General features: G+C 50.5%; 17 protein-coding genes. 3 read left to right on the top strand and 14 right to left on the bottom strand.

Annotated elements, in window-relative coordinates; translation table 11 throughout:
• Positions 1-37: 37 nt before the first annotated feature.
• The 4 genes from mobP3 to KQI26_RS03095 all read right to left on the bottom strand — a co-directional run bounded on the left by mobP3 (position 38) and on the right by KQI26_RS03095 (position 3,319).
• Positions 38-1,978, bottom strand: a complete 1,941-nt coding sequence (gene mobP3, locus KQI26_RS03110) for a MobP3 family relaxase (RefSeq protein WP_216503170.1) — start codon at positions 1,976-1,978, stop codon at positions 38-40.
• Positions 1,966-2,400: a hypothetical protein gene (locus KQI26_RS03105; RefSeq protein ID WP_216503169.1), complete on the bottom strand. Its 435-nt coding sequence runs from the start codon at positions 2,398-2,400 to the stop codon at positions 1,966-1,968. The genes mobP3 and KQI26_RS03105 overlap by 13 nt, the downstream gene beginning before the upstream one ends.
• 179 nt (positions 2,401-2,579) lie before the next feature.
• Complete coding sequence (locus tag KQI26_RS03100; RefSeq protein ID WP_216503168.1) at positions 2,580-3,125, bottom strand: helix-turn-helix domain-containing protein; 546 nt, start codon at positions 3,123-3,125, stop codon at positions 2,580-2,582.
• Complete coding sequence (locus KQI26_RS03095; protein ID WP_133304501.1) at positions 3,122-3,319, bottom strand: hypothetical protein; 198 nt, start codon at positions 3,317-3,319, stop codon at positions 3,122-3,124. The genes KQI26_RS03100 and KQI26_RS03095 overlap by 4 nt, the downstream gene beginning before the upstream one ends.
• Positions 3,320-3,637: 318 nt before the next feature.
• Here KQI26_RS03095 and KQI26_RS03090 point away from each other — a divergent pair, with 318 nt between their 5' ends.
• Positions 3,638-4,402, top strand: coding sequence for a hypothetical protein (locus tag KQI26_RS03090; protein WP_216503167.1), 765 nt, complete (start codon positions 3,638-3,640; stop codon positions 4,400-4,402).
• A 376-nt stretch (positions 4,403-4,778) separates the two neighbouring features.
• On the opposite strand, the gene KQI26_RS03085 is transcribed toward KQI26_RS03090, so the two are convergent.
• The 10 genes from KQI26_RS03085 to KQI26_RS03040 all read right to left on the bottom strand — a co-directional run bounded on the left by KQI26_RS03085 (position 4,779) and on the right by KQI26_RS03040 (position 21,661).
• Positions 4,779-8,297, bottom strand: coding sequence for a sacsin N-terminal ATP-binding-like domain-containing protein (locus KQI26_RS03085; RefSeq protein ID WP_216503166.1), 3,519 nt, complete (start codon positions 8,295-8,297; stop codon positions 4,779-4,781).
• 13 nt (positions 8,298-8,310) lie between these two features.
• On the bottom strand, positions 8,311-11,913 hold the full coding sequence (locus tag KQI26_RS03080; RefSeq protein WP_216503165.1) for a helicase-related protein: 3,603 nt from the start codon (positions 11,911-11,913) through the stop codon (positions 8,311-8,313).
• A 16-nt stretch (positions 11,914-11,929) separates the two neighbouring features.
• Entirely contained in the window at positions 11,930-14,773 is a 2,844-nt protein-coding gene (locus tag KQI26_RS03075; RefSeq protein WP_216503164.1) for a DEAD/DEAH box helicase, read from the bottom strand.
• Position 14,774: 1 nt separating this feature from the next.
• Positions 14,775-16,880: a site-specific DNA-methyltransferase gene (locus tag KQI26_RS03070; RefSeq protein WP_216503163.1), complete on the bottom strand. Its 2,106-nt coding sequence runs from the start codon at positions 16,878-16,880 to the stop codon at positions 14,775-14,777.
• Positions 16,868-17,689 carry a radical SAM protein gene (locus KQI26_RS03065; RefSeq protein ID WP_216503162.1) on the bottom strand — a complete coding sequence of 274 codons (822 nt, stop codon included), beginning with the start codon at positions 17,687-17,689 and terminating at the stop codon, positions 16,868-16,870. Before KQI26_RS03065 ends, KQI26_RS03070 begins: the two co-directional genes overlap by 13 nt.
• Entirely contained in the window at positions 17,689-18,939 is a 1,251-nt protein-coding gene (tcmP, locus tag KQI26_RS03060; protein ID WP_216503161.1) for a three-Cys-motif partner protein TcmP, read from the bottom strand. The genes KQI26_RS03065 and tcmP overlap by 1 nt, the downstream gene beginning before the upstream one ends.
• A gap of 13 nt (positions 18,940-18,952) precedes the next feature.
• Entirely contained in the window at positions 18,953-19,171 is a 219-nt protein-coding gene (locus KQI26_RS03055; protein ID WP_177717723.1) for a helix-turn-helix transcriptional regulator, read from the bottom strand.
• Between the two features lie 259 nt (positions 19,172-19,430).
• Positions 19,431-19,922, bottom strand: a complete 492-nt coding sequence (locus KQI26_RS03050) for a DUF6550 family protein (protein ID WP_216503242.1) — start codon at positions 19,920-19,922, stop codon at positions 19,431-19,433.
• A 69-nt stretch (positions 19,923-19,991) separates the two neighbouring features.
• Positions 19,992-20,951, bottom strand: coding sequence for a tyrosine-type recombinase/integrase (locus tag KQI26_RS03045; RefSeq protein ID WP_216503160.1), 960 nt, complete (start codon positions 20,949-20,951; stop codon positions 19,992-19,994).
• Positions 20,948-21,661, bottom strand: a complete 714-nt coding sequence (locus KQI26_RS03040) for an integrase (protein WP_216503159.1) — start codon at positions 21,659-21,661, stop codon at positions 20,948-20,950. The genes KQI26_RS03045 and KQI26_RS03040 overlap by 4 nt, the downstream gene beginning before the upstream one ends.
• A gap of 187 nt (positions 21,662-21,848) precedes the next feature.
• On the opposite strand from KQI26_RS03040, the gene KQI26_RS03035 reads away from it, so the two are divergent.
• Positions 21,849-23,714 (top strand): AAA family ATPase, encoded by a 1,866-nt coding sequence (locus tag KQI26_RS03035; protein WP_216503158.1) that lies wholly within the window; start codon positions 21,849-21,851, stop codon positions 23,712-23,714.
• Between the two features lie 686 nt (positions 23,715-24,400).
• Positions 24,401-25,684, top strand: coding sequence for a hypothetical protein (locus tag KQI26_RS03030; RefSeq protein WP_253292644.1), 1,284 nt, complete (start codon positions 24,401-24,403; stop codon positions 25,682-25,684).
• The last annotated feature ends 62 nt before the right edge of the window (positions 25,685-25,746 follow it).

Genomic DNA, 25,746 nt, shown 5'->3' with positions numbered 1-25,746 from the left:
TTTTATTCTTTGTTTTGCGGCCCAGTTTTTGAGCCGCTTACATCGTCATGTCAGGCCACTGCTCCTCATGGTCGTCCGGTTTATGGCCCAAGGCCATGCGCTTCTCCTGCAGCTTTTTCAGCCGCTTGCGGTCGATCTGGATTCCGCCGGGGCGGGACTTAGGGACGGAGTTGTCCCGGAAGATCCGGCTCATGTGATGGAGCAGCCGGGTCACCGCCAGCATTGCAGAGGGAGGGCGGTTTTCCTCCAGATGGTTCAGGAGATACTGGGCATACTGGTTACCCTGCTCGGCGGATCGGGTCAGCCAGTGGATTGCTCGTTCCTCGTCATAGGGAGCTTCCGTTCCGGTAAGGTACAGCTTGCCCAGCATATACTGGGCGTAGGGATTTCCTCCCTCCGCCGACTTGGCAAACCACTCCACCGCTCTTGCGGTATCCTTTTGGATGTGCTCGCCTTTGAGACACTCCTTGGCCAGCCGATACATGGCGTAGTGGCTGCCGTTGACCGCGGCGGTGTAGAGCCAGTTCATCCCCTTCCGGGTATCCCGCACTTCCAAATCATCCGAGAGGTATAACTTAGCAAGGGAATATTGTGCCACCAGATGTCCCTGATCCCCCGCCTGCTCGAACCAGTACCGTGCTTCCACCGAGTCCGGTATCAGCAAAGGTCCGTCCCGCCAGAGCTTTCCCATCAGGTACTGGGCATACATATCACCGTTCTCTGCCAGTTTGTCCATTTCAGAGACGGCGTCGCTCCGTTCCTCCATGGTCAGGCTCTCGTCCCGGATCACATCCCGGAGCACCCAGTAGTCGTAAGACTCGTTTCGGAATTCTTCCGGCTCATCGTACTGACCGAGATTCTTCTCCTCGAAGCTGATCTCACCCAAGCGCAGGCGCTCCGCCTCCTGAATGACCGCGTTTTTGATCTGCCGGAACTCCTTTTGCTGTGAGAGCGGGATGCGTGCCTGGGTCTTGTCGTGATAGTAGCTGTCCACCTTGCCTTGGAGCATCAGCCACTGGTCATAGCACTTGCTTACGACAGGGAGCCGCTCCATCTCGTCCACGATCTCATCCACCAGCTGCTTCAACCGTTTGGGGAGGTAACCGTAGGATTTCTTGCCCTTGACCGCTCCGAGCTGCGCCGCCAGCTCCAGCATGAGCTGTTCGGCGTCCGGGTGGTCACATACGCCGTCCTGCATGGCACGCACCAGTTCCAGCATTGCCCGCCGAGTTTTCCGCACCAGTTCATCTCTGGAATCAGACTTCTGTTCATAGAGGTGGAGCATTTCGTTGCGGAAAATATCGTTGGTGAGCTTGGACTTGATCTGACGGATGCCTTCCTTGGAGAGGTAGGCCTGCCCCGCCTTGACGGACCAGGCCATCATGTGGATGTGCGGGTGCTCGCCCTCGTCGTGGAAAGCAGCGTACCATCGGAAGTCGCCGGGCAGGATCTTCATTGCCGCCGCGATGTCGTTGCGGTGCGCCCGGATGAGATTTCGCCACGCCGCGGCGTTGTCGAAGCCGAGCCGAGCAGCATCCTCCCGCTTGAGAGAGATGATATGCGTCCACACATTTCCGGTGTAGTTCTCCAGTTCTTCCACGGCTTTCTCCAGAGAGACTGCATCCTCATCACCGAACAGACCGTGAGCGCCGATGCGCTCGGCGCGTGGCCGGGTGGCAATGTACTTCATGTACTGCTCCGACTCGTGAATGGAATCCCAGTTGGCTTCCAGCGCCAGCGTGATGAACGCAGATGCATTGACCTTTGTGGGCTTTGTCAGGTAGTCCTCGTACTCATAGAGCACCTTGCTGTCCGGGAAGTCTTTGACCAGTTTTGCGATGAGCTGCTCCTGCTTTCGTGTGGGCGGACGGTCATCTGGGATAAGCTCCACCCGCTCCCGGGTCGCGATGTAGCGCAGGTATCCGGAGGCCCCGCCGGTGCTTTTGATATAGGGACTCTTGAGGATCAGTCTTGCCATTCGTCATCATTCCAGTCCTGCTCCTGACGGAAGCGTGCGTACTTTTCCAACGAGATGAGACCGTTGGTGGCTTTCACATTGCGGACGCTCTGCGCCCGTCTGCGTTTCAAATCTTCCCGATCCATCTCGAACGCTTCTGCGATAATACCGTTGGTCATGTCCTGCTCCACGCATCTGGTAAAATCTCTGCAGGCGATATAGTCCTCCAATCTGCTCAGCCTGCCGTCGATGGCAGACATGATTGCCATGGGCAGCAGCGTTGTGTTGTCCTGTATTCCCAGATAGTCCACATAGAAGTTCACGGCTTTCTCGATGAACTCATTTTTGCTCTGGCAGTTGTCGGCGGCGTACCACTGCTCGATCCTTCTTCTGGTTTCTGGCTGCATCCGGAATGCAATACGATCTCTGGTTTCTTTACTCATTCAATTCCTCCTTTTTGCTGTAAGACATCCTTGAAAAGCCCTGCAACACGGGGCTTTTCGGGGAAGCTGACGCCATCGGCGCTTTTTTCGTCTCTCAAAGACGCCAGCTTCAAGCGTCCGAAACTGCCCGCACTGCGGGCAGAAGTGGCGGCTGCGGCGACGCCTGCGACGCCATGCCTTTATCCTGCTTTTTCTTTCGTCCCGCAAAAGTCTGCCGAAAACGGCTCACATCCGGCTTCAATCCCCTGGTCGGGACTGGGACTCGCTTCTTCCCGGAAAGGCGCACACAAGGCGTTCTGGCGACCCTGGGCGTTGGACTTTTTGAGGAGTTCTGCCACACGATAGCGGGCGGCAGCCTCCTCTGCCTGCCGGAGCTGCCGCTCATAGAATGCTTCGAGTACACCTTGGATAGGGCGAACGGTGTAGAGCAGATTTCCGTTCAGGGGTCTGCCATCTTTGCTTCGTACCATCGTCGGCTCCGTGTAGATGAGACCTTTCTCCTCCAGCTGCCGCACATACTTTGCCACCGTATTTTCACTCATGCCGATCGCATGACCGATGGTTTTGTAACTGGGGTAGCACTGGTAGGTCTTCCGATTCTCGCACCGGAGCAGATAGGAATAGAGGGAGATCTCACGAAAATCCAGACCGATGCTGAATATCTCGTTTGGTACCATAAAATAGTTTTTCTCTGCACTGCGCTTGGGCCATTTGTTGAAACTCAATTCATACCTCCTGTATTGTCGTAGAGTCCGATGACGCTCACACAGGGAACAGAAAAATTTTCATTGCTTTTCTGCTGTTTACCTGATATACTTTTATCAGTAGATTTGTGCGTGCCTGTGTGTGCGCCGAGCCGCCGGACTGTTGCCGCAGTCGCGGCGGTTTTTATTTTGCGGGTGTGTTGTGTGATCCACATTCCTCCTTTGCCCTCATCTGTAAACTATCTTTTTCGCCTCCTCCGTGTTAGAATAAAAAGAGACCGTGCTCCCGGGAGCACGGCCAGAGATGGAATGACCTTCCGAACGGATTGCCGTATGGCGGAGAGCACTCATGCTCTCATAGATGCTCTGTCGAAGACCATGTGGATTCGTCGGCGCGGAGACCGTGCCGTACCGAACCAGGGGCAACCTCACCCGGGTGAAATTGTCCTTCTATTATTACTTAGAGAAAATTCGCAAAATCGGAAGGTCTGGAATTGTAAACTTTTTGTGAACGCAGAAAGGGCGGTGAGCCCATGTCCTTCAAGGATACTCAGTCGTACAAAGAACTTCAGTCTGACTGGCGCTGGATACACGAAATGGACCCGGAAGCTGCCGCCGCTGCAGACCAATGGGTGAAAGAGCATCCGGAGGAGTGGAAGGAGCTGGAGCATATGCTCTACTACAGCGAGGCGAACTTTCACAAGCGTGTAGCACCGGATACTCTGGAGGATTTGGATATAAAGCAGCCCCGATCTTACAATCCGGAAGCGTTCCTGCCGGAGGAAGTACGCAACGCAATTTACAACGACAGACGGTGGTTTGACCGAAGCAAGTATCTGCCGGAGGGTTCTGATGAAGATCCCTTCATGTATTTGGACACCCAAATCTATGACGCCCTGCATGCACTGACCGAACTGCAGAGGGAGATTTTGTTCCGCACGATCATCAATGGCGAGTCCACTGAATCCGTCGCACAGGACAAACAGTGTTCGTCCAGAAACATCCGGGATATCCGAACCCGTGCGCTTCGACAGATACGGGCCAAAATCAACAGACGTGAAGGCTACGGCAGACCCGGCGTTGTCATCATTATTTTGCTGTTTATGCTGCTTGTTGGTGTTCCGCTTGCTTGCTGGGGAGAACAGCTTTGGACCGCATATCCCTGGCTGGAGCCTGTGGCTGCAGTGCTTAGCGCATTGGTTATGGCGGTCATGTTCCAAGATTCCCTTCGCAGAGAAGCAGAAAGGCTGCTGCGCCAGCATTGGGCCAGCCTGAATGGGGCGCAGAAAAAAGAATGACTATGAAAGAGGGAGTGAAGCACTTGCGGTGCTTCACTCCCTCTTTCATTGGGCGATAATTTACATTATGAGAAGTTCTCTAACGGCAGCGTGAAATGTATCGAGGATGAGATACCGTTTGATACCGCAAGCCGGATCTATAAAGACATAATCTTTGATACAAGCCCGGTCGCCGGAAAAATGTATAAAAATAGCGAAAACCGCAGGAAACAAGGCGTTTCTTGCGGTTTTCGCTGTATTTGTCGGTGTTCAATTTGCCCCGTCAGAGCACAGCCATGGTGTGCCCGATGCTGACATCTGGGCTCCAGCGCAGCTGGCTCAAGGAATAATTAAAATGTATGCCAAAATTAAATGGTTCGGGCAAAATTAAAAAGTATTAGTCGACGACTTCAATCCAACCATTATTCAAGCACATGGTCAGGTTATACTTGACATCCTGACCGGCCTTATCCCCACTCTCGAAATTCAAGACCATATACTCTCCGTCGCATCCAACAACACGAGCGTATGCTTTTTTCGATTTGTGGAACACCCGTCTACCAATGAGCTCGCCATATGCGCTTGTATCGCTCTGCAGTCCTTCCTCTTCCGGCTCCGGAGTAGAAGGTGGAGTTTCTTCCTTAACAGGCTGCACAGGTGCAGCTCTATTCGACTCCGGCGCTTTTGCCACTGCCTTCGCATTGGGCTTACTGGCAGTCTGCGGTTGGGCTTTGCGCTCCTCTGCAGCTTTTTTCTTCAGCTTAAGAAGCTCTATAATTTCCGCGATATGAGTAGGTATGAACCAGAAATCATAGTCGTTGATAGCAACTGAAACGTGGTCGTTCTCCTCAATCTCATTTTCCGACACATCAAGGATAGAATCTATGAGCCGGTCTGCCAGATACTTATCATTTCGCAGCGTTCTAAACTTTGCGGCGCAATTCGGACAAAGGCAGACATTCAACGGGTCGAGCTCTACATCCGGCTTCTGTTCCAGCTGGCACATTTCCACATTGGAGAACGGCTTGTGGCACAGCTGGCAGGCATACCGATAAGACGAGTTTACGCGATACATATTCATCAGGTATGCGCGGACATCGTCTTGCGGTCGACTGATGCGGATACGCCTGACGACAGTCGCATATACGGTTGGGCTGGCATAGGACAGTATTTGAGCGGCATGCTTCTTCAGCGCCTCCCAGTTCTTAACGGAACCGGTCGGGAACTCAAATTCGTCCTCCTCAGATTGACCAGAAGAACCTTCCTGTAGAGACAGACCACCAAATTCACGACTGAGCTGCTCAGGTGTAATGTGGAAGCGGCGCTCCAGCTCAATTTCAAAGTAGGACTGTTTCTTCTCATCCGGCAGAGCATCGTAATCCTTCACAATGGCCTCATGCTGGTCAATTTTCCCTTTCTTAAAGCCCAGAATGTCGTACAAATTTGAATCGAGGCTGACTTTTCCGTATAGTGCCTTGTTCAAATCGTGTTTTGATATAGCCTTGTGCGAGACCAGCTCCCCAGACTCAGTATAGAGCCATTTTCCGTTCCAGTCAGAAAAACGCCAATTAAACCCATCCCTATTCAGAGTATGGATTACATCTGCAGGCTCGTCATATTTATTTGGCGTTCCTCCGCCGATATAAACCGTACCAACAAGGCGGGACATGTTCTCCTGCAGTGTCTTAAAAATCACCTGTGATTTTATTAAGGCGTCTTTAGCTTTCGCATGCTGGGAGATGTAGAGAAGGGCCTCTTCCAACTTATCAATGCCGAGTTTCCAGCGAAAGTCTCCGGTCGTTCTCCACTCAGGCTGTCGGCCAGGATTGCCGGTATAGTATTCACCCCAGGTTTTTTCGTCCCCGGTGATGATTTTGTCTGTAACGCCAAGCGCCCGTAGGTCATCAAAGGTGATTCCGGCTGACTGGTATGCGTCAAAATCGACAAAGTAGATATCCGGCGCAATGCCTTTGTAGTATTGCTCCAGCATTAGACCGGTTTCGGACTGAGGGAACCGAATAATCTTTGAATGTGGCCGTGCCCAGTATGCCTTTCCTCCTGACCTGCACTTTATGTAGAACGCTTTCCGAACAATCTGTCTCAGGTCAGCCTCGTAGTCAGAATTCCTGAGATACTTGACAAGGGCGTGTATGTCTTGTACGTGCTCCTCAAATGAACCGCTAAAATCTGTACCAGCATACCGCTTTTCAAGAGATTTTACAAAGTGCTCGTACTCGTTGGGCGTCTTCAGGTGCAGTACATTTTCAAAGAAGGTTCGGCACTTCTCAAATAGATATGGATGGACAAATTCCACCTCGGCCTGCATCGCCTTCTTCGACGGAAGAAATACATTGGGCAAATAAGAAGACTGCGATTTTCGGTATGGAGCAACTATGCGGTTGGATGCTGTGCGGACAATCACAGCGTCGAGAATATTTCTGTAATTCGATTCGGAGAAAATATTCGGGACAGTCTCATACAGCTTGTAAAGCCTAACGAGCCAGTCATTATCTCGGTTTTCCAAAAAACTGTGATTATCGTTGAAGTAGCTTCTAAGGTCTTCCGGCCGAATAACCTCTATTCCCAAAATGCTGGAGAAATAAGAGAGTACATCTTTGTACGGGCCTGTCTCCGTCAACGAAACCGGAAGCCATTCATAATGTCTTTTGCCGTTGATAAGTTCCGAGATTAACTCGCTGGGCAATAGCTCCGCAATTTCTCTGCTTCTTGCAATAACTGCATTGGCAGCCTTAGTGTAGCCCTTCCCATCCTTAACGGGCAAGACGCGCTCCGACGAAAACAAATCCCGCATTTCTTCGTATAAAGGATAGAAAAGCGGATAGACATCAAAGTCGTCCTCATCAAGAGGCAGAATCCGAATCAGGCTCAAGTCGAGGAGCCCCATATCGCGCAGCTCAAGGACACTCTGTCTGAGGAGCTTTGCCGTTTGTTCAGCCAGAGCCTCGTTTTCCTCTTCATCGGCAGGAACACTGCTCCGGTTTGGAGTAGTGCGGAACGGGCCTTGGACAATGAAGTCAAGTTTGCTTTCGGTCTCTGTCGGGAAGTAAACGGAGATATACGGATTCTTTGCTTTTTGGAAAGTGGTTTTTCCTTCTTTGTCTGTTGCGACAGTGAACGCAACGTCAATTGTACGGGTAGAAACCCTCGAATCAATCGGCATCGAAAATTTGATGAATGACAGAGACTCGTCCGTCTTATCATCCTCGGATTCAATTGCCGACACGCGGGTGCAGTGGTCATTTATCGGCTCAGCATCCAGTAAATATTCCCCTGATGCTTCTTTGCCCGGAATCTTGATTTCGTACTCAATGAGTTCGAGGTGCCGCATAAAAAGGAGCGTGGTCACTCCGAGATTTTTGAGTCGCTTTGTAATAGCTTCATTCAGCGCAGCCAGATTTTTAAATCCCGAAAACTGGAATCCAACGCTATATGGGAACACGAAGAGGGTCGTATAGCCAGCCGGAACATCAACGGCAGGGATATCTACGGGCTTCGTGAAGTCCTTTATCTCAACAGCGAAGGGATGGCAATTCTCTGCCAGCTCCTTTTTGCGCGGCGAGCTATACAGCCTGACCGTTTCACATATGCCAAAGACTGATTTGAAGCCGACACCGAATTCGCCAATCTGGTTTAAATCATTAACCTTGTCCGACTGCCCTATGTCGCACAGGCCCTGCAGGTTCTCCGTAGTGAAGGATTTTCCATCATGCATCACTTCAAGCCTGTCAGAGTATTGGACAAACCGAATTCCAGTAGCTCCTGCGTCTTCCGCGTTCTGGAGCAGCTCGTAGACAAAGTGTGATTTATCGGTATAGAGCTGAATTATCCGTTCGAGCGACCGCCTGAGCATGCCGTCCCTATCTTGATTCTGGAGAATCTTATCAGCTATATTCAAAGCGCTCACCTCTTTACTTTACCGTGATAACCCCGTTTGCAATCAACGTAGTATGTATATCTGCCTTCGCAATCTTCGCTTCAATCTCTGAAACCTTCTGCTGATAACGCTGTGTAGCGTTTTCCAATTCAGAGCGATGCATAGTTGCAATTCGTTCATCCCCGGCCTCAGCAATTTTTCTTTCCAAGACCAATTTCCGGTTTCGGTAATTGTTCTTTATGCTCTCTAATTTATAGCGAGCGACTTGCCTTGTAGACTCTGTATGCTGGGCTTTCTCAGCTTGCCACATCTGGACATGGTGTTCCTCCAAAGCATCCCATACCTCCGGCTTTAGCTTTGAAGAATAGTCAACTGCGGCAGCTGTCAGGATGTATTCCGGGAGCTCTGCTGCAATTCTCGGTTCTTCACAGATTGCTACCAATTTGAAATTTGAACGAATCCCAACATAATCCCACGCATAAATAGACATCGGGTAATCACCGGCTGGAATCTCGTCAGAGTAGTATTCCAAGTGAATATAAACGAGCTTGTTGGTGGCAAAATAGGATGCGGCTTGTTTGACCAGCGGGTGCATCGGAGTAACGAAAAAGGCGGTTCGGTTTTTCTCGGCAGCTTCTGAATCAAAAGTAATCGGGTGGTTCGGATTGTTGCCCTTAAGATAAACCTCCCATTTCCTACGCAGGCTGTTCCGCAGGCCAGTCAGATTTCTGAGGTCAGACAGGATTTCAGAACGCGCCACTGCACTGAGGCGCAGCGTTTTCAGAGCACCATCACCAAGGATATAATTGTTACCACCTAATCGGTGATTGAGATACATCTCGACAAGGTGCTGAATGCTTCTGGCCGACAGGAAGGGACTTTCTGCCTCCTGAATTTCCTTTGACATCGTATAGTTCGACAAATCGAACCCGAATAGCTCCTTCTCCTCGCTTTCCAGCTTGTTCAGCTCCTGGGCCTTGCGCACCTCATTATCGGCCATCTGCTCCAGCTTTGCTTTTCGCTCTGCATCCGTAAGGCTGGTATCCAGTGCTATCAGCTCAATTTGCCTGCCGATTTCGCCGAGAATCTCCTCGCATTCACCGATGCTCCCTTCAAAGACACCGATGCGAGAGAGGCAGCGGTCATAAATGTCAGCATCCACAGTATCACTGGTGATAATGTTATAGATGTTTACAACTTCGTTCCCTTGGCCTCGGCGGTCGATACGACCAATGCGCTGCTCGATGCGCATGGGATTCCAAGGCAGGTCATAGTTTATCATCATGTCACAGAACTGATAGTCCAAGCCTTCAGAACCGACTTCTGTGAAAAGCATGATGTCAATGGCTTCCGGGTCGTCCTTCGGGAGTTCAAACCGCGCCCGGAAATCCAGCCGGTCATCATTTTTTACGCTACCATCGATTTGTTCGACACGAAATCCCGCCTCTCGCAGCTTTCTTTTGATATAATACAGCGTGTAGCGGAATGTGCTGAACAGGATGATTTTGTTGTTTTCAGATTTCTGTTTTTCACGGATAATCTGAAGCACCCCATCGAATTTCGGGTCGTCCTCCGGCAGGTTATCCGCCATTTCCAGAAGGTTCTTTGCGATAAAGCGGAATGTCTCCAAGTCCATCTCGCTGAACTCGCCATCATCGAAATCAAACTCCGGGTCGTCCGTCATCTGCTCAAATCTACGGTCAATGATACCCCGGATGTGCGGAGCAAGTCCAAAGATGCAGCTTGCGGCCTGACGGCGAATCGTTGACATCATAAATTTGACGCCACGGCCACCGTGCAATTTGGACAGCGCAGCGACTTCAAAAGTCAAGAGAGCATCATGGAGCTCCCGCTGTTGGTCAGTAAAATCGCTCTCCAGCGTATGTGTTCTCCGAATGCAGAAATCTTGGATATCCTTTCTGCGCGTTCGGTTGAGCATCATATTGAAACTGTGGAGAGACTCAATATCGGTAATGAGTTTTACCCGCTCCTCACGGGTGATGGTGTCCTGCCTGAGAACCTTCCGGATTTGCTCAAATACCGGATTGTTTGCGATTACATTTTCGCCCCATTGGGTCGTGAGAACACTATCCAGCGTTTCCAGTGCTTCTGCTTTCCAGTTTTCCTTCGCAGCTCGAACAATGTGGGCGCACTGAGAGATATACGGATTCGGACGCGACATCATCGTGAAGCTCTTCTTGTCGATTACGACATCCGGGCGCAGCAGATTAAGCAGCGTGTACAGGTCGTCGTCACTTGTCTGCAGCGGAGTCGCGGTCAGCATTACGACAGCGTCTGCGTGCTGACAGAAGTAGTGGACGCACTTATATGCAAATGCCTTGTCCTTCTCCATGCTGCCATTGCGCAGATGGTGGGCCTCATCAATGATGACCAAATCAAAATGCGGTGCCGGGTCTAATTGTTGGAGGCCGAAGCTCTTATGGCGCTTGGATTGGTTCCCTTGGTATGTCCTCGCATCCAGAATGGAATACGGGACGATGACCTTTCCATAGCGGGTAGGCCATTCGCCGTCACGGTCGGTATCAGAGATAATCTGCCGAAGAGTATCGCCATCCAAGGGCGTGAATTCCTCGTCAAAGCGCTTCATCTCATTTTCCCACTTGCGGTCTGCGACAAGCGGCTTCGGGCAGATAATCATGATGTTTTCCAAATCGGAGCGGGCCTGCAGCTCCTTGATAATCAGACCGGCCTCGATGGTTTTACCGACACCGACGCTGTCTGCAATCAGAATCCTTGGTTCGTCTGCTTTTATCAGCTTCAATGCCGGTCGGAACTGATAGGGCACGAAATCGATACGGGCAGCATTAAGGGAATACAGATTTCCGGCAGACGGATTGTTAATCTGGTAGGCAGAGAGATAGCTTCGCAGGGTCTCAGAATCCACCCACTCATATTCAGGCGTGCTGCTCACCAGTGCAATCTGACCCTCATAATAGGTCTTCAGCGCACCTTCGACGAATACCTCGTACTTCTTTGTATCGCCAAGCTGCGTAACAGAAAACACCATACCCTTGGTATCCGGGCTGCCGACGATGTAAACGAGGCTTCTTTCTGTGATATCGTCCTCCTGTACAACCTCCGGTTCCACGATGACATCTGCCTGCTTGGGCGCAGTAACGGTCGGGCGGAACACTGGCTGCGGAGGTGTTTCATCCTTGAATGCTTCGGGACGCTCCACCCTTGCTTTGAGCTGTTCCAAATCAGGAATCAATCCGCTCCGGTTCATTTGGGCGAAAAACCGGATGAGGCATTCAATATCCGATACGATGGTATCCTTGCCGGGAAGCTCCGCGCTGACATGCGCCCAGTTGTTCCGGACGCCAATCATATCGCGAATGCACTCCCGCTCACTGGTCGGAAGATAGGCGTAGCCGCGCATCGTGTACCAAGACTTGTTGGCAACACGAAGAAGCGCTGCAAGGTCTAATTCCTCCAGCTTGGAAAGACCCTTTTTCTCAATGAGCTCTCTCTGGGGATAACTCAGATTGGAGAGTACGCACTCCTCCCACCAGTCTTCGCCGGATTTGGGCAGCATCACAGAAAGCCACGACGCCAGTGCTTGCGCGGCCTTGTGAAGATAATCGTTCATCCGGGATATGATGTTCTCGTCGTACATTCTGCTTCACCAGCCTTTAACCAAAAAATCCATCCTCATCAAAAATATGGTCAAGCTCGTCATTGGACATCGCGTGAGAAACGCGGTCACGGACGGCGCTGCGGGACATATCCAGTCTCTTGATGCGCCCGTTCAGCAGTCGGATAAGCTGAAGCCTGCCGACACCGGGATTCTGACGGGCATACTCAGCAAAGCCCTTAGCCTTGCCCAGATTGTCCGTTCTGGTGCCATCGTGAGGCTCCAAAATATCAATGACAAAGCCCATCTCGTCCTTCCGGATAATCAAAAAATCGGGATACATCGATTTCTTCTCCGCGTTCTGCTCATAGGGGATGCACAGTGACCATGACTTCCTCGGCGGATTGCGGAGCCAGCAGATATAATCCGACCGGCCACGTTCGGCCTGAAGGACAGCCTTTTCCCAATTGTTCAGGTTGATGACGGCTTTGCCGGTCGCATTGTCCACAAACAGATGGTCGGTATAAGCCTCGCCGACATTGCTGCGCTCAATGCTGATGGTCTCCGGCAGCCGGAAGTTATGCTTACTGATGATATCGCCATCGGAAACAATGCTGTCATACTTTTTCCGGTACCGCTCGGTCAGGCCGGTGATACGGCGGCGATTCGCGTCGTTGATGTCGTGGAACCGGCTGCGGGCATAGTTGTGGAGCATATCCATGCAGTCTGCGTCGGCGGCAAAGATGATGACGTCGATTTTATATCCGGCAGGATTATCGTCATCTGCGTATCGGGTGCCATAGCGGATGCCGATACCCTCGTTGCCCAGCTTGAGCTCTGCAAGACGGAACTGACGGTCGAGGTCGGTATCCGTGGTGGAGAACAAATCCATCTCCGCATGGTCATCCACAGACTCGCCGAATACATCAAACGTCTGCGTTTTCAGCTTGAACTGCAGCACCTGCGTGGCCAGCTCGTCATATCTGCCCTCGTCCTTTGTCTTCTTGATGAAGCTGCGAATCATTTCTACGATTTCATTCACAACATCATAGGAGGCAGAGGGCTGAAGGCCGGACTGCGTCAGGAGCCGGGTGAGGCTGAACAGAGATTTCAGATAGTCGTTGATTCTGACCCTGCGCACGTCGTAGGTCAGAAGACCAGCATCATTGATGGCCTTTACGATGGCCTCTCGGTCAAGCTCCGGCTCTTCGGGAACGTCTTCCGGAGCAGGCTGCGGTTCCGTTGCACCGGAAGGCTCTGCCCCTGCAGCAGCTCCATTTGCAGGCGTTTCGCTGCTCACGCCACTCACCGGGCGTATGGTATCCGTGGTACCGGAAGCAGGTGCCGCTGGTGCGCCGAATGAGGTGCTACCACTTTGCGAGGGCGTCTGCTGCGTCGCCTCCTGCGCGGAAGGTTCATTGCCGGTCTCAGGGGAAGGGCTGTCTCCCAAAGACATCTGGCCGGGAACCTGCTGCTTCGGCCTCGCGGGACGCTGGGCGGGAGCCGGTCTGGTCGGACGGACAGTCCACGTTTCGATGGTGCTGTTCTCGAAGGAGTCGCCGATAACATCGGTGGGAATCTCACCGCCCTCGGTGCTCTGAAGCGCCTTGACCACATCCTCAACGGTCTGGGCATCAAAGTACGGCAAATAGAGGTGCACATCGTTCAAAACATCGTCCACCTGAATATGCATCTGCATGGGTGTTCTGACCATTCTGCCGAGGAGCTGCGCGATATAGGTCGCGTCTGTAGCACGACGGAAAGACATCATGGTTTCAGCGCGAGGGCAGTCCCAGCCAGTGGAGAGATTCTCCTTGAAGAAAACCACCTTGACATTCTTCTCTTCCGCGATGCGGGATGGCTCCAGATATCTGACTGCGACGCCATTGATTTGGATGGTGCTGGTCGTCTGGCCAAAGGTATGTACGACTTCTCCATCCTGGAAGTGAAATCCTGTCCGTTCCTCAATCTTCCGGAGGCAGTCATCCAAGTCAGTATCGGAAATGCCGCTGCCGGTCTGGTTCTGCACCTGAATCACGAAAACCGGATTCACATAGGCGTAGTGCTGCTCCTGACAATACTGAGACCAGTGCTCCCATTTCTGCTTCCAGTCATCAGCGGCAGCCTGCAACACGGCCATATCCTTGCTTCCGGAGGCATCCTCCGGATAGGCGATGATGATTCTGTCCTTCAGCAGACCGGATGCCCGAACATCGTCGGCGGACACGATGACCTTCTGGATGGTCGACTCTGTCCCGGACACCAGATTGTTGAAACGCTCCGGCGTAGCGGTCACGCCAAGCACGACGGGAACGGGAGCCAGACGGTCTTCCCGGCTGCCCTTGAGGAACTTCTGCATGATGGTGGTGGCCTGTGCAGCGGCTCGGCCCTGCATGCCACGGTGGGCCTCGTCAATGATGAAGTACAAGCGGTCGTACTTCTCGTCCATCGTGTTCTGCAGCGTTTCCCAGATGGTGAAGGTGCGTCCGTCGCCCTTCTTTGTCAGATTACTGCTCTTACCCAGCTTCTGGGTATTCAGGAAATAGATATGCCCATCATCCAACATTTCCTGGTCAAAGGATTCATCGGTGATAGTCGCACACTGGCCGAGCCGAATCTTGTCCGCCTTTAGGTCGATTTTGCTGCGCGACTGCTCGTTGAGCTCCGGAGAATCCGAGAGCCAGACAAAGATGGCATCCGGCTGGTCGGGATACTCCTCATCACCGAAATAGATAGATTCAATCAGAGACGCCAAGATGATGGTCTTACCCGCGCCGGTAGGAGCGGTGAAAGAAAGTACCTGCGGTGTATGGGTGCGCTGGTAGGAGCCGAGGGCCTCAGCAGTCTTTCTCCGCAGCTGGAATAGCGCCATCTTCTGGAACGGAAATAATTCTACTTTCATCTTAGCGTCCTCCGTGGTTAATTCGGAAGTTATCCAGATAGTCTCTGTAAAGCTGATAGGTGTCTTCAGCATGCAAGCCGGAAACCATCTCCCGATAGCCCGGTTCAGAATCGGTCACGATATATACCGTCGTAATGGAGTCCTCGCCGTTCACCCGCGCAGCAAACTCCTCATACTGCGATTCGTCAGTCAGCACGGCGAAACGGTTCACCGGCAGCACCAGCATGTCGGGCGCTTCCGCTGTCTCCTCAAGCGCGGGACAAGGCCCGTGAGCACCAGCTTTCAGCCAGAGCACCGGAAGGAGCTCTTTAAACTGGCGTCCCAGCGCCACGGCGTTCTTATCGAGGAAGCCCAGCTTGAAGAAAGCAGCATTGGCCTTGAAGCCATCGGCCATGTGCATCGGTTCCTCTCCGCTGGTAATGTAGTCTCCCTTGAGTGGCTTTCCATTCACATCATGGCCCTCGATGGAGCAGACGGTGCGCGGCCATGTCACATAGCGGGCGATACCGAGTTTGTTCCATTCCTCGTCTCCGGGCTGAAAACCTCTTTCCGTAAGAGCCTTTGCTTCATCTGCGGAAACCTCATTATTTGTGACCAAGATACAGCGCCGATGTCCACCGTCTTCTGCGTTTAAAAGATTGACCGCGTGAAGCGTCGTGCCTGAGCCAGCAAAGAAATCTATAATAAGAGCATCGGGGTTTGAAGCAACAAAAAATCGAATTGCGTCATGCTCAGCATATAGTGACTTAGGAAAAGAAAACCGTGAATTGCCTATGATTTTAGCTATAAGATTTGTCCCATTTGCTGTTGCATCATGAGTAACTTTATTCCAGATAGACTTTGCAGCAACAGATTTTGCCGAACTGCGCTCGACAATCAGCACACCATTTGCATCTCGACCTGTAACTACAAGCGTTCCTTCATCGATTTCTTTTAGTGCACCTTCATTTAGATATTGAATTGTCCAAGTGCCATTGCTTTTGGGAACTGCCTTAACGGTACCCATGCTAACACGCGACATAACTGTGTCGCCTTGTAGTTGCCATCGTCCTTCGTCCCCATTGGTTTTGACTGGCCATATTTCTACTAAGCCATCTGTAATTCGGTAGTTATTTTCTATTTTTTCTTCAGGTGGAAGAAACTCACCCACTTTAACGATTCGCTCGGTTTTGACATCAGCATAAATTGGATAACACAATCTCGGCCTATCTTTACGGAGTGAATTTGTACCTGCTCGCCTCATAGGGAGCCAGGTAGTCCCTGATGGCGTACTATTACCGTCACTATCGAGCATGTTATCATCCGTTAAGGCTGGGCCAGCTTCGCCCATCATTACGAAAAACAAATACTCATCGCATCTTGAAAACTCTCTCGCTTTTGCAACACCTTTTCTATTAATAACGCTACTAACCATTTGAATGCGTGCTTCCGGGAAGAGTTCTTCTAACAAGCAGCCTAAATGCAGGTACTCTTTTTCGTCGATGGTTACTATCAAAACAGATTCGGCGGGATTCAGTAGTCGCTTGGCAATTCTCAGTCGCTTCTCCATCATCGAAAGCCACTTGCTATGTCGATAGGTATCGTTGCCATCCACATAGTCGTTATTGTATTTCCAGTCTCTCGCCCCTGTGTTATAGGGCGGGTCGATGTAGATACAATCCACCTTTCCGGCATAGAGGTATTCCAGCAGCTGGAGCGCATGGTAGTTGTCCGCCTCGATCAGCGTGTGCCACAGGTCGCTGTCCGGCGCATTGCAGACGGTATCCAGCGGCTGCAGATAGGGATAGATGGGTTCACCGAATTGGGCCACGCAAACCAGCGCATCCACAGGAAGCACGACGCGCTCCTTCGTCGCCTTGTGGAAACAGGCAGCCTGTCCATCCTCGATTTTCTCTACATAGTAGATGTCTGTGACCTGCCCGTCCTTCGTGGCCACGACGGAACCGCGCTTTACCGGGATATCGTAAAGCGGTGTGGCCTCCGGCAGATGCTCTTCAAATACCAGACCGAATTTTTTCTGGCGATTTGCCCTCTTTACCTCTGCACGAATCCGCTCACGCAGAGACTCGTCCGGAATCTGGCTAATCAAATCGTCTAAAGCAGCCATGCGTTTTTGCCTCCTGTGTTTTTCTCTGGAGATTGCTCTTCCGTGATTGTCTTCTCTTTGATGTGATAGCTGATGTTTCGCTCCTGGCAGAATTGAACCACCTCGGCAGCACATTTATTATAAAAATGTTTGTGTGCAGTGTATGCGCTCACTTCTTTGCTATAGTTCGTGCGCCCAAATATAATCCGGTCAACAAAACCGACGGACTCAAGCAGGTCATGAAGGTTCTGCTCTATGAGATTTGGTGTTGGATAAGGCTCAATACTTACCCATGTCCTGCACCCGGCCTCATGTAATGCCCGTAATGCAGCGAGGCGCTCTTCACACGAGGCTGCTCCGGGCTCCATTTTACGACGATAATCCTCATCAAGCGTTATTAGTGTGATACCATGTTCGTTTCTCAATGAGCATTCTTTCAGCTCTATCGGAAGGATACCTTTCGTCAATGTAGTACAGATAATGCCTGCCTCATTTAGTTTCCTAATCGCGGCAATGCTCATGTTCCTTATCTCGTCATATCCATACATGAAAGGGTCGGTCGTGAAACAGAGCTGTACCGATTTGATTTTGTCTTTCAGCTTTGGAATTTCTTTGTCCAAGAGCTCCAACGTGTTTGAAACGAGATATGGTTGTAACCATTCCTCATAACTTTTTACGTTACCGAACCGTTTTTTCTGTTGGAACGCATAACAAGGATACTTGCATCCGTGCGCACAGCCAAGCACATGATTCATGGTGTAATCGCCATACTCCACCCCCGTCTCATAGAGCATGGTTTTCCGCGTTATGAATCCTTTTACGTGCTTCATTATGTGTGCCTCCTAACAATTACGGTCTGGCCAGCTTTCTCTTCCCAGAACATTCTTTTCTTTCCTGCGGCTGTTAACGCTGGGTCTCTTACGATATCAATCGTTCCAGCATTTTCGAGTTTTGTGAGAATCTCGTATATCATCCTGAATGGGCAGATAACTCCGTATTCATTACAAAAATCAGCAAGAAAAACCGTGATATGCGTCTCACTTGTCATTTGATGGATATGGGCCAGAACCATCTGCTCTATCTCTTCTTGCGTCAAAATATCATTTTCCACTGTGGATGTTACGGTGCTCATCATATTAAAGAGGGACAATTGACCGTTTTGCTGGATGTTGACAAACAGCTCATCTTTTCGACGCTGCATGTTTTCAGCCATAAGAAAACAGCCGTCTTCATGGTCGCAAACATGTATCATCCGGTACTTGGGCCTCTGACCAGGTTTCAGTCTGATGGGCATGTCCAACACATATTTGTACTTCTGCTTCAGGTGCTGTTTGTATTCTGCTGATAACCTGCGTTCTGCCTGATACCCGTCGATGCGACCCATTTGAAAATCCCTGACGATATCCATCCAGTAGTTTCCACCGGCGATTCGCGTCAACAAATTCTCTGACTGAGGAGATGCTGTTACCGTTGTTGGCTCATATTCAACCAAGTCATCAAGGCCCATCAAGGCATCATCCTGAGAAATATCTACTTTCATCACACGGCAGGCATCTCGGAAGAAACCGAAGGAATTGAAATTGATGAGCATCTCAAAGGAACGAAATCCGTATGTGCCAATCTCATCAAAGAGCTGCGAATCAAGTGCTTGTATTCCATATGGGTCAATGTAAAGGAAGACATTGTATCCGCGTTTATCCTTTAATAAGCCACGGATATTATCCTCGAATTTCCCGTCAACTACCTGTGGTGTCCCATACTGATAAGGATGCAGCATCAGGTTCTGTTCCAAGTCTGCAGCGTGATTCAGCTCAATAAAGCAAGGCACGATTGCATTGTTCTTTCGGGATATTCTGCTCATGCCTAACCGCTCGTTTATGATTTGCATTGCTATCAGTGGGGAGCCATCATTTCCATCGTCAAACTTGCCTTTGCCAGCAAAGCAATCAATATAGAAAATCGGCTTCCCTGAAACAAGGAGCTTTTGGAAATACTGGGGCAAGTAGCATCTAAGAAGCGTATCCTTAATTTCAGACCACTCGTTTTTCTTCTTGAAAAAATCACGTTGATTTTTCGCCATACAAACCTCTCTTTTAGGATTCTGGAGCTTCCTCCGGTAGCAGCTCCATGATGTCTCCGATGTCGCAGTTGAGAACCTTGCAGATTTTCATAAGGACTTCCATGCTGACCGTTTCGCCCTTGGACAACTTTGTCACGGACGACCAACTAATACCTGCGGCAGACTGCAAATCTTTCTTTTTCATATCTTTGTCGATAAGCAGTTTCCATAGTTTTTTATAACTTACTTCCATAATGGGCACCCCATAATAATAAACCTGTTTCTGTGCAACGAGCTTTGGTTTCGCCGAAATCTTATAAGTGTGCCTCCATGATACCACGTTCCTGTCGAAAAAACAAGATAATTCTCCGTAAACGCACGAATATTCTGCGACTGCTGTTGAAAGTTCTCCGTTCAGATGCTATAATAAATGCGCTTTTTGACAAACGAGGTGGGAATGCTGTTAACACTCCCACGGCTATTTCTTTGTTTATGCGGCGCAATTTTTGAGGTCAGCCCATGATGCCGATTTTGTTGCCGTTCTCGTACATATCCTCGGCATACTCGACATGATTGGGGCCTTCGCTTTGTATCCAGCCAAAGCCGGGGACATAGACCATATCCGCCAGTTCGTTATCGTTAGCTATTGGTTCCGGTGCCGATTCAGACTGCGTAGGATGTACCGGAGCGGGTTCTGTCTGCGTAGGAGGTGCAGATTTCTGTTCTGTTTCGGCTTCATCTTCTATTTCCGGTGCAGGGGTGGGCAACTCCTTGGCGGCCACTTCCGGGGCTGATTCAGCTTCCGGCATTCCCGATTCTTGCTTTTCTGTGATTGCTGGCAACACCAGTTCCTCTGTTTCCGGAAGTGTCGGCCGTGGAGTGGTCACGGCGGTCGTTTCGCTCGGCGCGGGTGTTTTCTCGACCGTTTCGGCCTGCGGCCACACGGCGGCACACAGGGCGAGACAGGCGGTAATCGCCGCGGTAACGATGATTCTCTTTTTCATTTTGGTTCCTCCTCTTTGGATGTAAAATGATTGAGTTCTGTGGGCAACTCACCTTTTACGGAATAGCTATCAGAACTTCAGAAGATTATCCAGAATATTTGCCGCCTGCTGAAGCTCGCCCTGAGTGGCTTCGTTTGGTATATCTTCATCCTTTTGCACCTTGTGCGGCAGATAAGGCTCATAGTTCTGCCGGGTTATCGACGGTCGGTAATGTCCCAGCATCCGCGCCAGTTCCTTGGTTTCCATGCCGTTCCGCAGAGATAGAACGGCGCAGGTGTGCCGGAGATCTGTGAATCGGATGTGGTCAAGCCCCGCTTCCTTGATGATCTCATTATGCATCCGGCGCACCATCTGCGGCGAGTACGGCTTCTGCGTGGCCGGATGCATGAACATCAGCGGACTGTTTGGATGCTTGGTGTGTTCCATGATCAGGAGGTCGACCACCTCCGATGCCAAGGTTATTGTTCTCGTTTCCGAGCCATATTCGATCAACTCCCGCCGTTCTACAGAGCGCTGCTCTGATATGGTCAGCGTCCTGCTTTTTACATTGAGGTCATTCCATTTCAGGGCGATGAGCTCACCCTGCCGCAGGCCGACCGTTAAGGCCAGCATGAACATGGGGAGATGCCCCAGCCGTTCTGCCGCATCCAAATAATCCTCCATCTCCAGCGGCGTCAGCACATCGGCATTGACCTTCTTTGGCTTGGAGTAGTGGAACGCTCTGGCGGGATTATCGCCAATCAGGCCATCCCGCATGGCTTGGTCCAGGCATTGCTGAAGCAGGCGGTGGATGTGCCGCATGGTTTCTTCCCCCAAGCCAGAGCTGCCGGGTCGATGATTGCCGAAGCGCCGCCGTTCCTCCAGAAATTCTCCGACCATCTCCGATGTCAATTCAGAGAGCGGTATATCACCCAAACCGGGGAGGATATGGTTTTTGAATACATAGTTGTGTGCCGCATAGGTGGTCGGCCTGCTCTGATGCTTATCATAGGTTTCCTGCCAGAAGGGGATGTATTCCCGAAGTGTCATATTCCCACCTCCATGCATTGGCACTGCAGATCCCGGAATGCTACCCACGGGAGCCTGGCTTGTTTCAGGATTTTCTTGTGTAGATAGTAGAACTCGTATAGCTTATACGGCGCTCCGGTTTTGGGGTTGAGGAACACATAGGGTGAGTCAGTTTCCGGCATCTGCTTCAGGAGGTGTTCTGCTTTGGCGTTGAGGCTCAGCAGACGCTGGCCTTTGAGGATGTACCTGTAGCGGACATGAAAATCGGCCCACGACAAGGTGATCAGTTCACATTGCCGCAGGCCGCTTGATAGTCCTGTGTAGATAAGAGGGAGCACGCCGAGCTGCTCCGCTTCGTTCAGGTAACGCTGGAGCTGGCCCAGGCGCAAAGGGGCTGTTTTGTATTCCTCTGCATTGGGCTCCTGGCAGAGCCGCACCGGGTTGTAGGGAATAAGCTGGTCCTGTGCCGCTTCGTCCATACACCGGCGCAGGAGCAGATGGACGCACCAGACACTTCTGGCGCTGAGTCTCTGACTCCGTAGCGTGTCATAGAAATCGGTGATGGTCTGCTCTGTCAGGTCAGAGAGCGCCACACTTCCGATGCTGGGGAGGATGTGGCTGTAAATCAGATTGCGGTACCCGCCTTCGGTGTTGCCGTTCCACTTGTGGCGGTTGGCGGTGAACCACTGGCCGCACCATTGCCCGACTGTCAGGGTATTTTCTTTCTGCATATCGTCGCCTCCTTTTGGCAAACGAACAATATCACAGAAAGCAGGAAATAGCTACCGGAAAGAACGGAATATTTGCATGAAAACTACCGTTCCGAATAACGCCGGCATTATTCGGAATAATATAGTTGATTTTGTTCGGAGCAGCGGTTATAATATTCTTGACGAACTGCAATGGGGGTGTTCCAATATGACGATCAAAGAAGCGTCTGCCGCTTGGGGGATTACCGAACGGCGGGTCAATGCGCTTTGTAAAGCCGGACGCATTTCCGGCGCGTATAAGGAGGGCAGGCAGTGGTTTATCCCGGACAGCGCTCAAAAGCCGATGGATAAGCGTGGTCATCGGAGTAAGGTAAAGCCCGCAGCATCATCTGCGCGCAAGCCGTTGCCCATTGGCGTATCTGATTACCGGGACGCCTGCAAAAACTACTACTATGTGGACAAGACCTTAATGATCAAGGAGTTTCTGGACGAGCGCCCCAAAGTATCCCTATTTACCCGCCCCAGACGCTTTGGCAAAACGTTGAACATGGATATGCTCCGCACTTTCTTCGAAAAGACAACCGAGGACACTTCCGTTTACTTCAGAGATAAGAAAATCTGGTCCTGCGGAGGATCCTATCTTGCCCACCATAGAAAGTATCCTGTGATTTTTCTGTCCTTCAAGGATGTTAAATACACCTCTTGGGAAGAAACCTATCAGACGCTCCAAAAGCTGATTGCGCAGGAATTCCGCCGTCACGATGAATTGGCCTCCAGTTCTGCGCTCAGTGATTACGAAAAAGAGGAATACTCCATTCTCGCAACAGAAGCTGCTGATGAAGTGGATTATCAAATGTCCCTGCGGACACTGACGCTGCTGCTTCATAAGCACCATGATGTTGCACCTATCGTCATCATTGACGAATATGATACTCCCATCCAGCAGGGACATGTGAACGGTTTCTATGATACTGTCATTGGATTTATGCGCAATCTGTTTTCCGGCGGTCTGAAGGACAATCCGCATCTGAGCTATGGCTTCCTGACCGGCATCCTGCGTGTTGCAAAGGAGAGTATCTTCAGCGGCCTGAACAACCTGAAAATCAACTCCATCTTGGATGAACGTTATAGTGAGTATTTTGGTTTCACCTCGGACGAAGTGCGTGAGATGGTGGAATACTACAGCGCATCTGATAAGTATCAGGAGCTCTGCGATTGGTATGATGGGTACCGCTTCGGTAATACCGAGATTTTTAATCCCTGGTCTGTCATTGGATACTTCAACAATAACTGCCGTCCCAAAGCGTTCTGGCAGTCTACCGGGAGCAATGACATCATCCGCGAGGTGCTGGCTTCTGCAACGCCGGATATTATGGAGCGTCTGGAGCTGTTGATGAAGGGCGAATCCTTCGTTACGCACATCGACACCGGTGTCATTTATCCGCAAATCCAGAATGATCCGTCCTCTGTTTACAGCTTCCTGCTGGTGGCAGGTTATTTGAAGGCTGTGAGCTGCGACCAGTCTTACGGCGAGGATTATATGTGCGAAGTGGCTCTACCCAACAAAGAGATTTCTTTCGTCTACAGCAAGGAGATCCTCTCTCAGCTTGAGAATATTATTCCTCGTTCCGTTGCTGTTGCTATTCAGGAAGCTATCTACAAGGTAGATAGCGACTCACTGCAAAAAGCCTTGGAGAAGTTTCTGCTCCAAACAATAAGTTTCCACGATGCTGCCGACGAAACATTTTACCATGGTCTGATATTGGGTATGTGCGCTGTAATGGACAACAGCTATCGCATTACCTCCAATCGCGAAGCTGGTGATGGACGGTTTGATATTCAGCTGCTTCCTTTGAATAAGCGGCTGCCTGGCATTTTGATTGAATTAAAGGCCGGAAAAGGCCGCTCTGAAACACAGCTTGAAGACCTTGCCAATGTTGCCTTGCAACAGATCAACGACCGTGCGTACAGCGTTGATCTGCAGGCAATGAATGTTACGTCAATTATAAAAATCGGCATTGCATTCTCAGGCAAAAGAACACGTATTGCTGCCGAAAGGCAAAACATCGAATAACCATCTTCGCTCAGCTGGCTGGCTATCATCCAAGTCAGCCTGCTGTCTTTTTGTCATCGCGCTTATTTCTTTGTTTATGCGGCGCAATTTCTGAGCTGCTCTCTGCGGCAAAAAGCACCCGCTGTTGGATGTAAACCCGGTCGGAAGCACTTTTAATATACAGAATTCAATCCCACACAAATCCCAAAAGCCGAAAGCGGTGGCTGAAATAAACAGTCCAATAGAGTTCCAAAGAGGAACCGCAGGAGTGCCGGAAAGTGCCAAAGAGTGCGACACAGTTCTGCCTGAAGGTTTAGACATAGGTTTGGGAGCAGGATGCCGCAGGTTCGAATCCTGTCACTCGCACCACCTTTCCCCGAAAAACCGCCTTTTTAGGCGGTTTTTCTGCGTTATAAGTTCGATTTTTGAAATGTACTTGACCACATTTTAACTGTGGTCAGAGGAGTAAAATGGCGGTTGCGGCCTCGGTACGGAGGAACACCGAATACCGCAAAATCCCTAACGCATCCCTAACAGCGAGCGGCCCGCAAAAATCGCATATCAGGCAATGCGCGATTGAAATTGAGCGTAATCTTCACTATAATAAATTATGATAGGAATTTCATGCGTAGGCATAATCCTTGCCGATGTAATCTCGCGAAATTTACAACCTCTTTTATAGAGTAGAAAAGGAGGTACAACCATATATGGAGTACATAGTAATTGGCATTTGCCTCATAGCAATCGTTGCTATTGGTGCGCGTATATTTTTCAAACCCAAATCGAAAGCCACAGTGACACCAACAGTCTCTGTGTCTCCCAAAGAAGACGAAGAGCTATCCCTGTCCGCGCCGCAAGGTGAGTCTGCACATGATTGGGTCATTCAAGTAGAAATGCTACCTGCCGAAGCTATCAGTGAAGAAGGCAGTTTGGTTGAGATCACAGACAGCAAAGTCTTGGCTCGAGTTAATAACCTCATTCCCAATTTGGTACAAGCCGGCAACGCCGTGAATAACGCTGTCCAAGCTGTGGAAGCCCAAAGAGAGGTTTTGTATCGTGCTATTATTCCTGCCGGAGCAAAACTAACGAACTCCAGAGAAATGGAAGGTGCTGTTCGAGGTTTCTATCGTGGCGCAGATGGTATCCAAGGGCACGCAAATTTAGTTGCAGTTGAAGCGCAGAAAGGTAGCGCTGTTGTTGCCAGCACAGCTGCAGCCGCAATGGGTGTCGCATCCATGGTTGTTGGTCAATATTACATGACACAAATCAACGCAGAGTTAGGACAGATCAGTGACGGCATCTCAAAAATTTCGGATTTCCAAGACAATGAGTATCGGAGCCGGGTTTTCTCCCTGGTCAGCCATGTTAAGACAATCGCTGAGTTTCAGGTGGAGATTCTTGAAAACGATGAATTGAGGCTTTCTAAAATCGCACAGTTGGATAGTCTGGAAGAAGAATGCACTAAACTTTTAGGACAAGCCAATCTCACCTTGGCAGGCTTCGCAAAGAAAACTGACCTCGATTTTGAAGCCTATGAAAAGGAATTGCAAGAAGCTCAGAACTGGTACATTTATCAGAACACCTTACTGGAAATGCTCTATAAGATTTCCGACCTGAGATTCACCCTGCATCTCGGTGCAGTGTCCAGAGAGCAGTGTACCGCATTGCTACCGACCTATACTCAGCAAGTCGAGGAAACACAAACTCGCCTAACGCATTGGCATCAAGGAACCACGAAGCGTCTTAGTGTCGATACTGCAGAAATACGCCGGAAGAGGGGTGGTTGGGATAAAGCTATTCATTTCATCCCCGGACTGATAAATGATGAGTGGAATTTCCGCTCCATATCTGAACGAACTGCTGGTATGATCGATTCGCAGGTTGGCGGACACAGTGAACTGCACCACGATAACTCAGACCTCTATGTTGAAGATGTGCAATTGATTTCGAAGGACGGAAAAGTGTACTATTTGCCTTCGCGCAAAAAATGAGGGAGTTTTCCTTTCAATTGAAAAGGATTGGCCCAAGGGACGCAATCTTGCCCCTTGGGCCT

The sequence above is a fragment of the Intestinimonas sp. MSJ-38 genome (genome assembly GCF_018917925.1).
Lineage (GTDB): Bacteria > Bacillota > Clostridia > Oscillospirales > Butyricicoccaceae > Pseudobutyricicoccus.
The sequence above is the reverse complement of the archived record's forward strand: the minus strand, read 5'-3'. Positions and strand labels throughout refer to the sequence as shown.

What these genes read in the sequence shown, in the direction of transcription:
- mobP3 (WP_216503170.1), bottom strand. Translation starts at nt 1,978, where the DNA reads ATGGCAAGACTGATCCTCAAGAGTCCCTATATCAAAAGCACCGGCGGG.
- KQI26_RS03105 (WP_216503169.1), bottom strand. Translation starts at nt 2,400, where the DNA reads ATGAGTAAAGAAACCAGAGATCGTATTGCATTCCGGATGCAGCCAGAA.
- KQI26_RS03095 (WP_133304501.1), bottom strand. Translation starts at nt 3,319, where the DNA reads ATGTGGATCACACAACACACCCGCAAAATAAAAACCGCCGCGACTGCG.
- KQI26_RS03090 (WP_216503167.1), top strand. Translation starts at nt 3,638, where the DNA reads ATGTCCTTCAAGGATACTCAGTCGTACAAAGAACTTCAGTCTGACTGG.
- KQI26_RS03080 (WP_216503165.1), bottom strand. Translation starts at nt 11,913, where the DNA reads ATGTACGACGAGAACATCATATCCCGGATGAACGATTATCTTCACAAG.
- KQI26_RS03075 (WP_216503164.1), bottom strand. Translation starts at nt 14,773, where the DNA reads ATGAAAGTAGAATTATTTCCGTTCCAGAAGATGGCGCTATTCCAGCTG.
- KQI26_RS03070 (WP_216503163.1), bottom strand. Translation starts at nt 16,880, where the DNA reads ATGGCTGCTTTAGACGATTTGATTAGCCAGATTCCGGACGAGTCTCTG.
- KQI26_RS03065 (WP_216503162.1), bottom strand. Translation starts at nt 17,689, where the DNA reads ATGAAGCACGTAAAAGGATTCATAACGCGGAAAACCATGCTCTATGAG.
- tcmP (WP_216503161.1), bottom strand. Translation starts at nt 18,939, where the DNA reads ATGGCGAAAAATCAACGTGATTTTTTCAAGAAGAAAAACGAGTGGTCT.
- KQI26_RS03055 (WP_177717723.1), bottom strand. Translation starts at nt 19,171, where the DNA reads ATGGAAGTAAGTTATAAAAAACTATGGAAACTGCTTATCGACAAAGAT.
- KQI26_RS03050 (WP_216503242.1), bottom strand. Translation starts at nt 19,922, where the DNA reads ATGAAAAAGAGAATCATCGTTACCGCGGCGATTACCGCCTGTCTCGCC.
- KQI26_RS03045 (WP_216503160.1), bottom strand. Translation starts at nt 20,951, where the DNA reads ATGACACTTCGGGAATACATCCCCTTCTGGCAGGAAACCTATGATAAG.
- KQI26_RS03040 (WP_216503159.1), bottom strand. Translation starts at nt 21,661, where the DNA reads ATGCAGAAAGAAAATACCCTGACAGTCGGGCAATGGTGCGGCCAGTGG.
- KQI26_RS03035 (WP_216503158.1), top strand. Translation starts at nt 21,849, where the DNA reads ATGACGATCAAAGAAGCGTCTGCCGCTTGGGGGATTACCGAACGGCGG.
- KQI26_RS03030 (WP_253292644.1), top strand. Translation starts at nt 24,401, where the DNA reads ATGGAGTACATAGTAATTGGCATTTGCCTCATAGCAATCGTTGCTATT.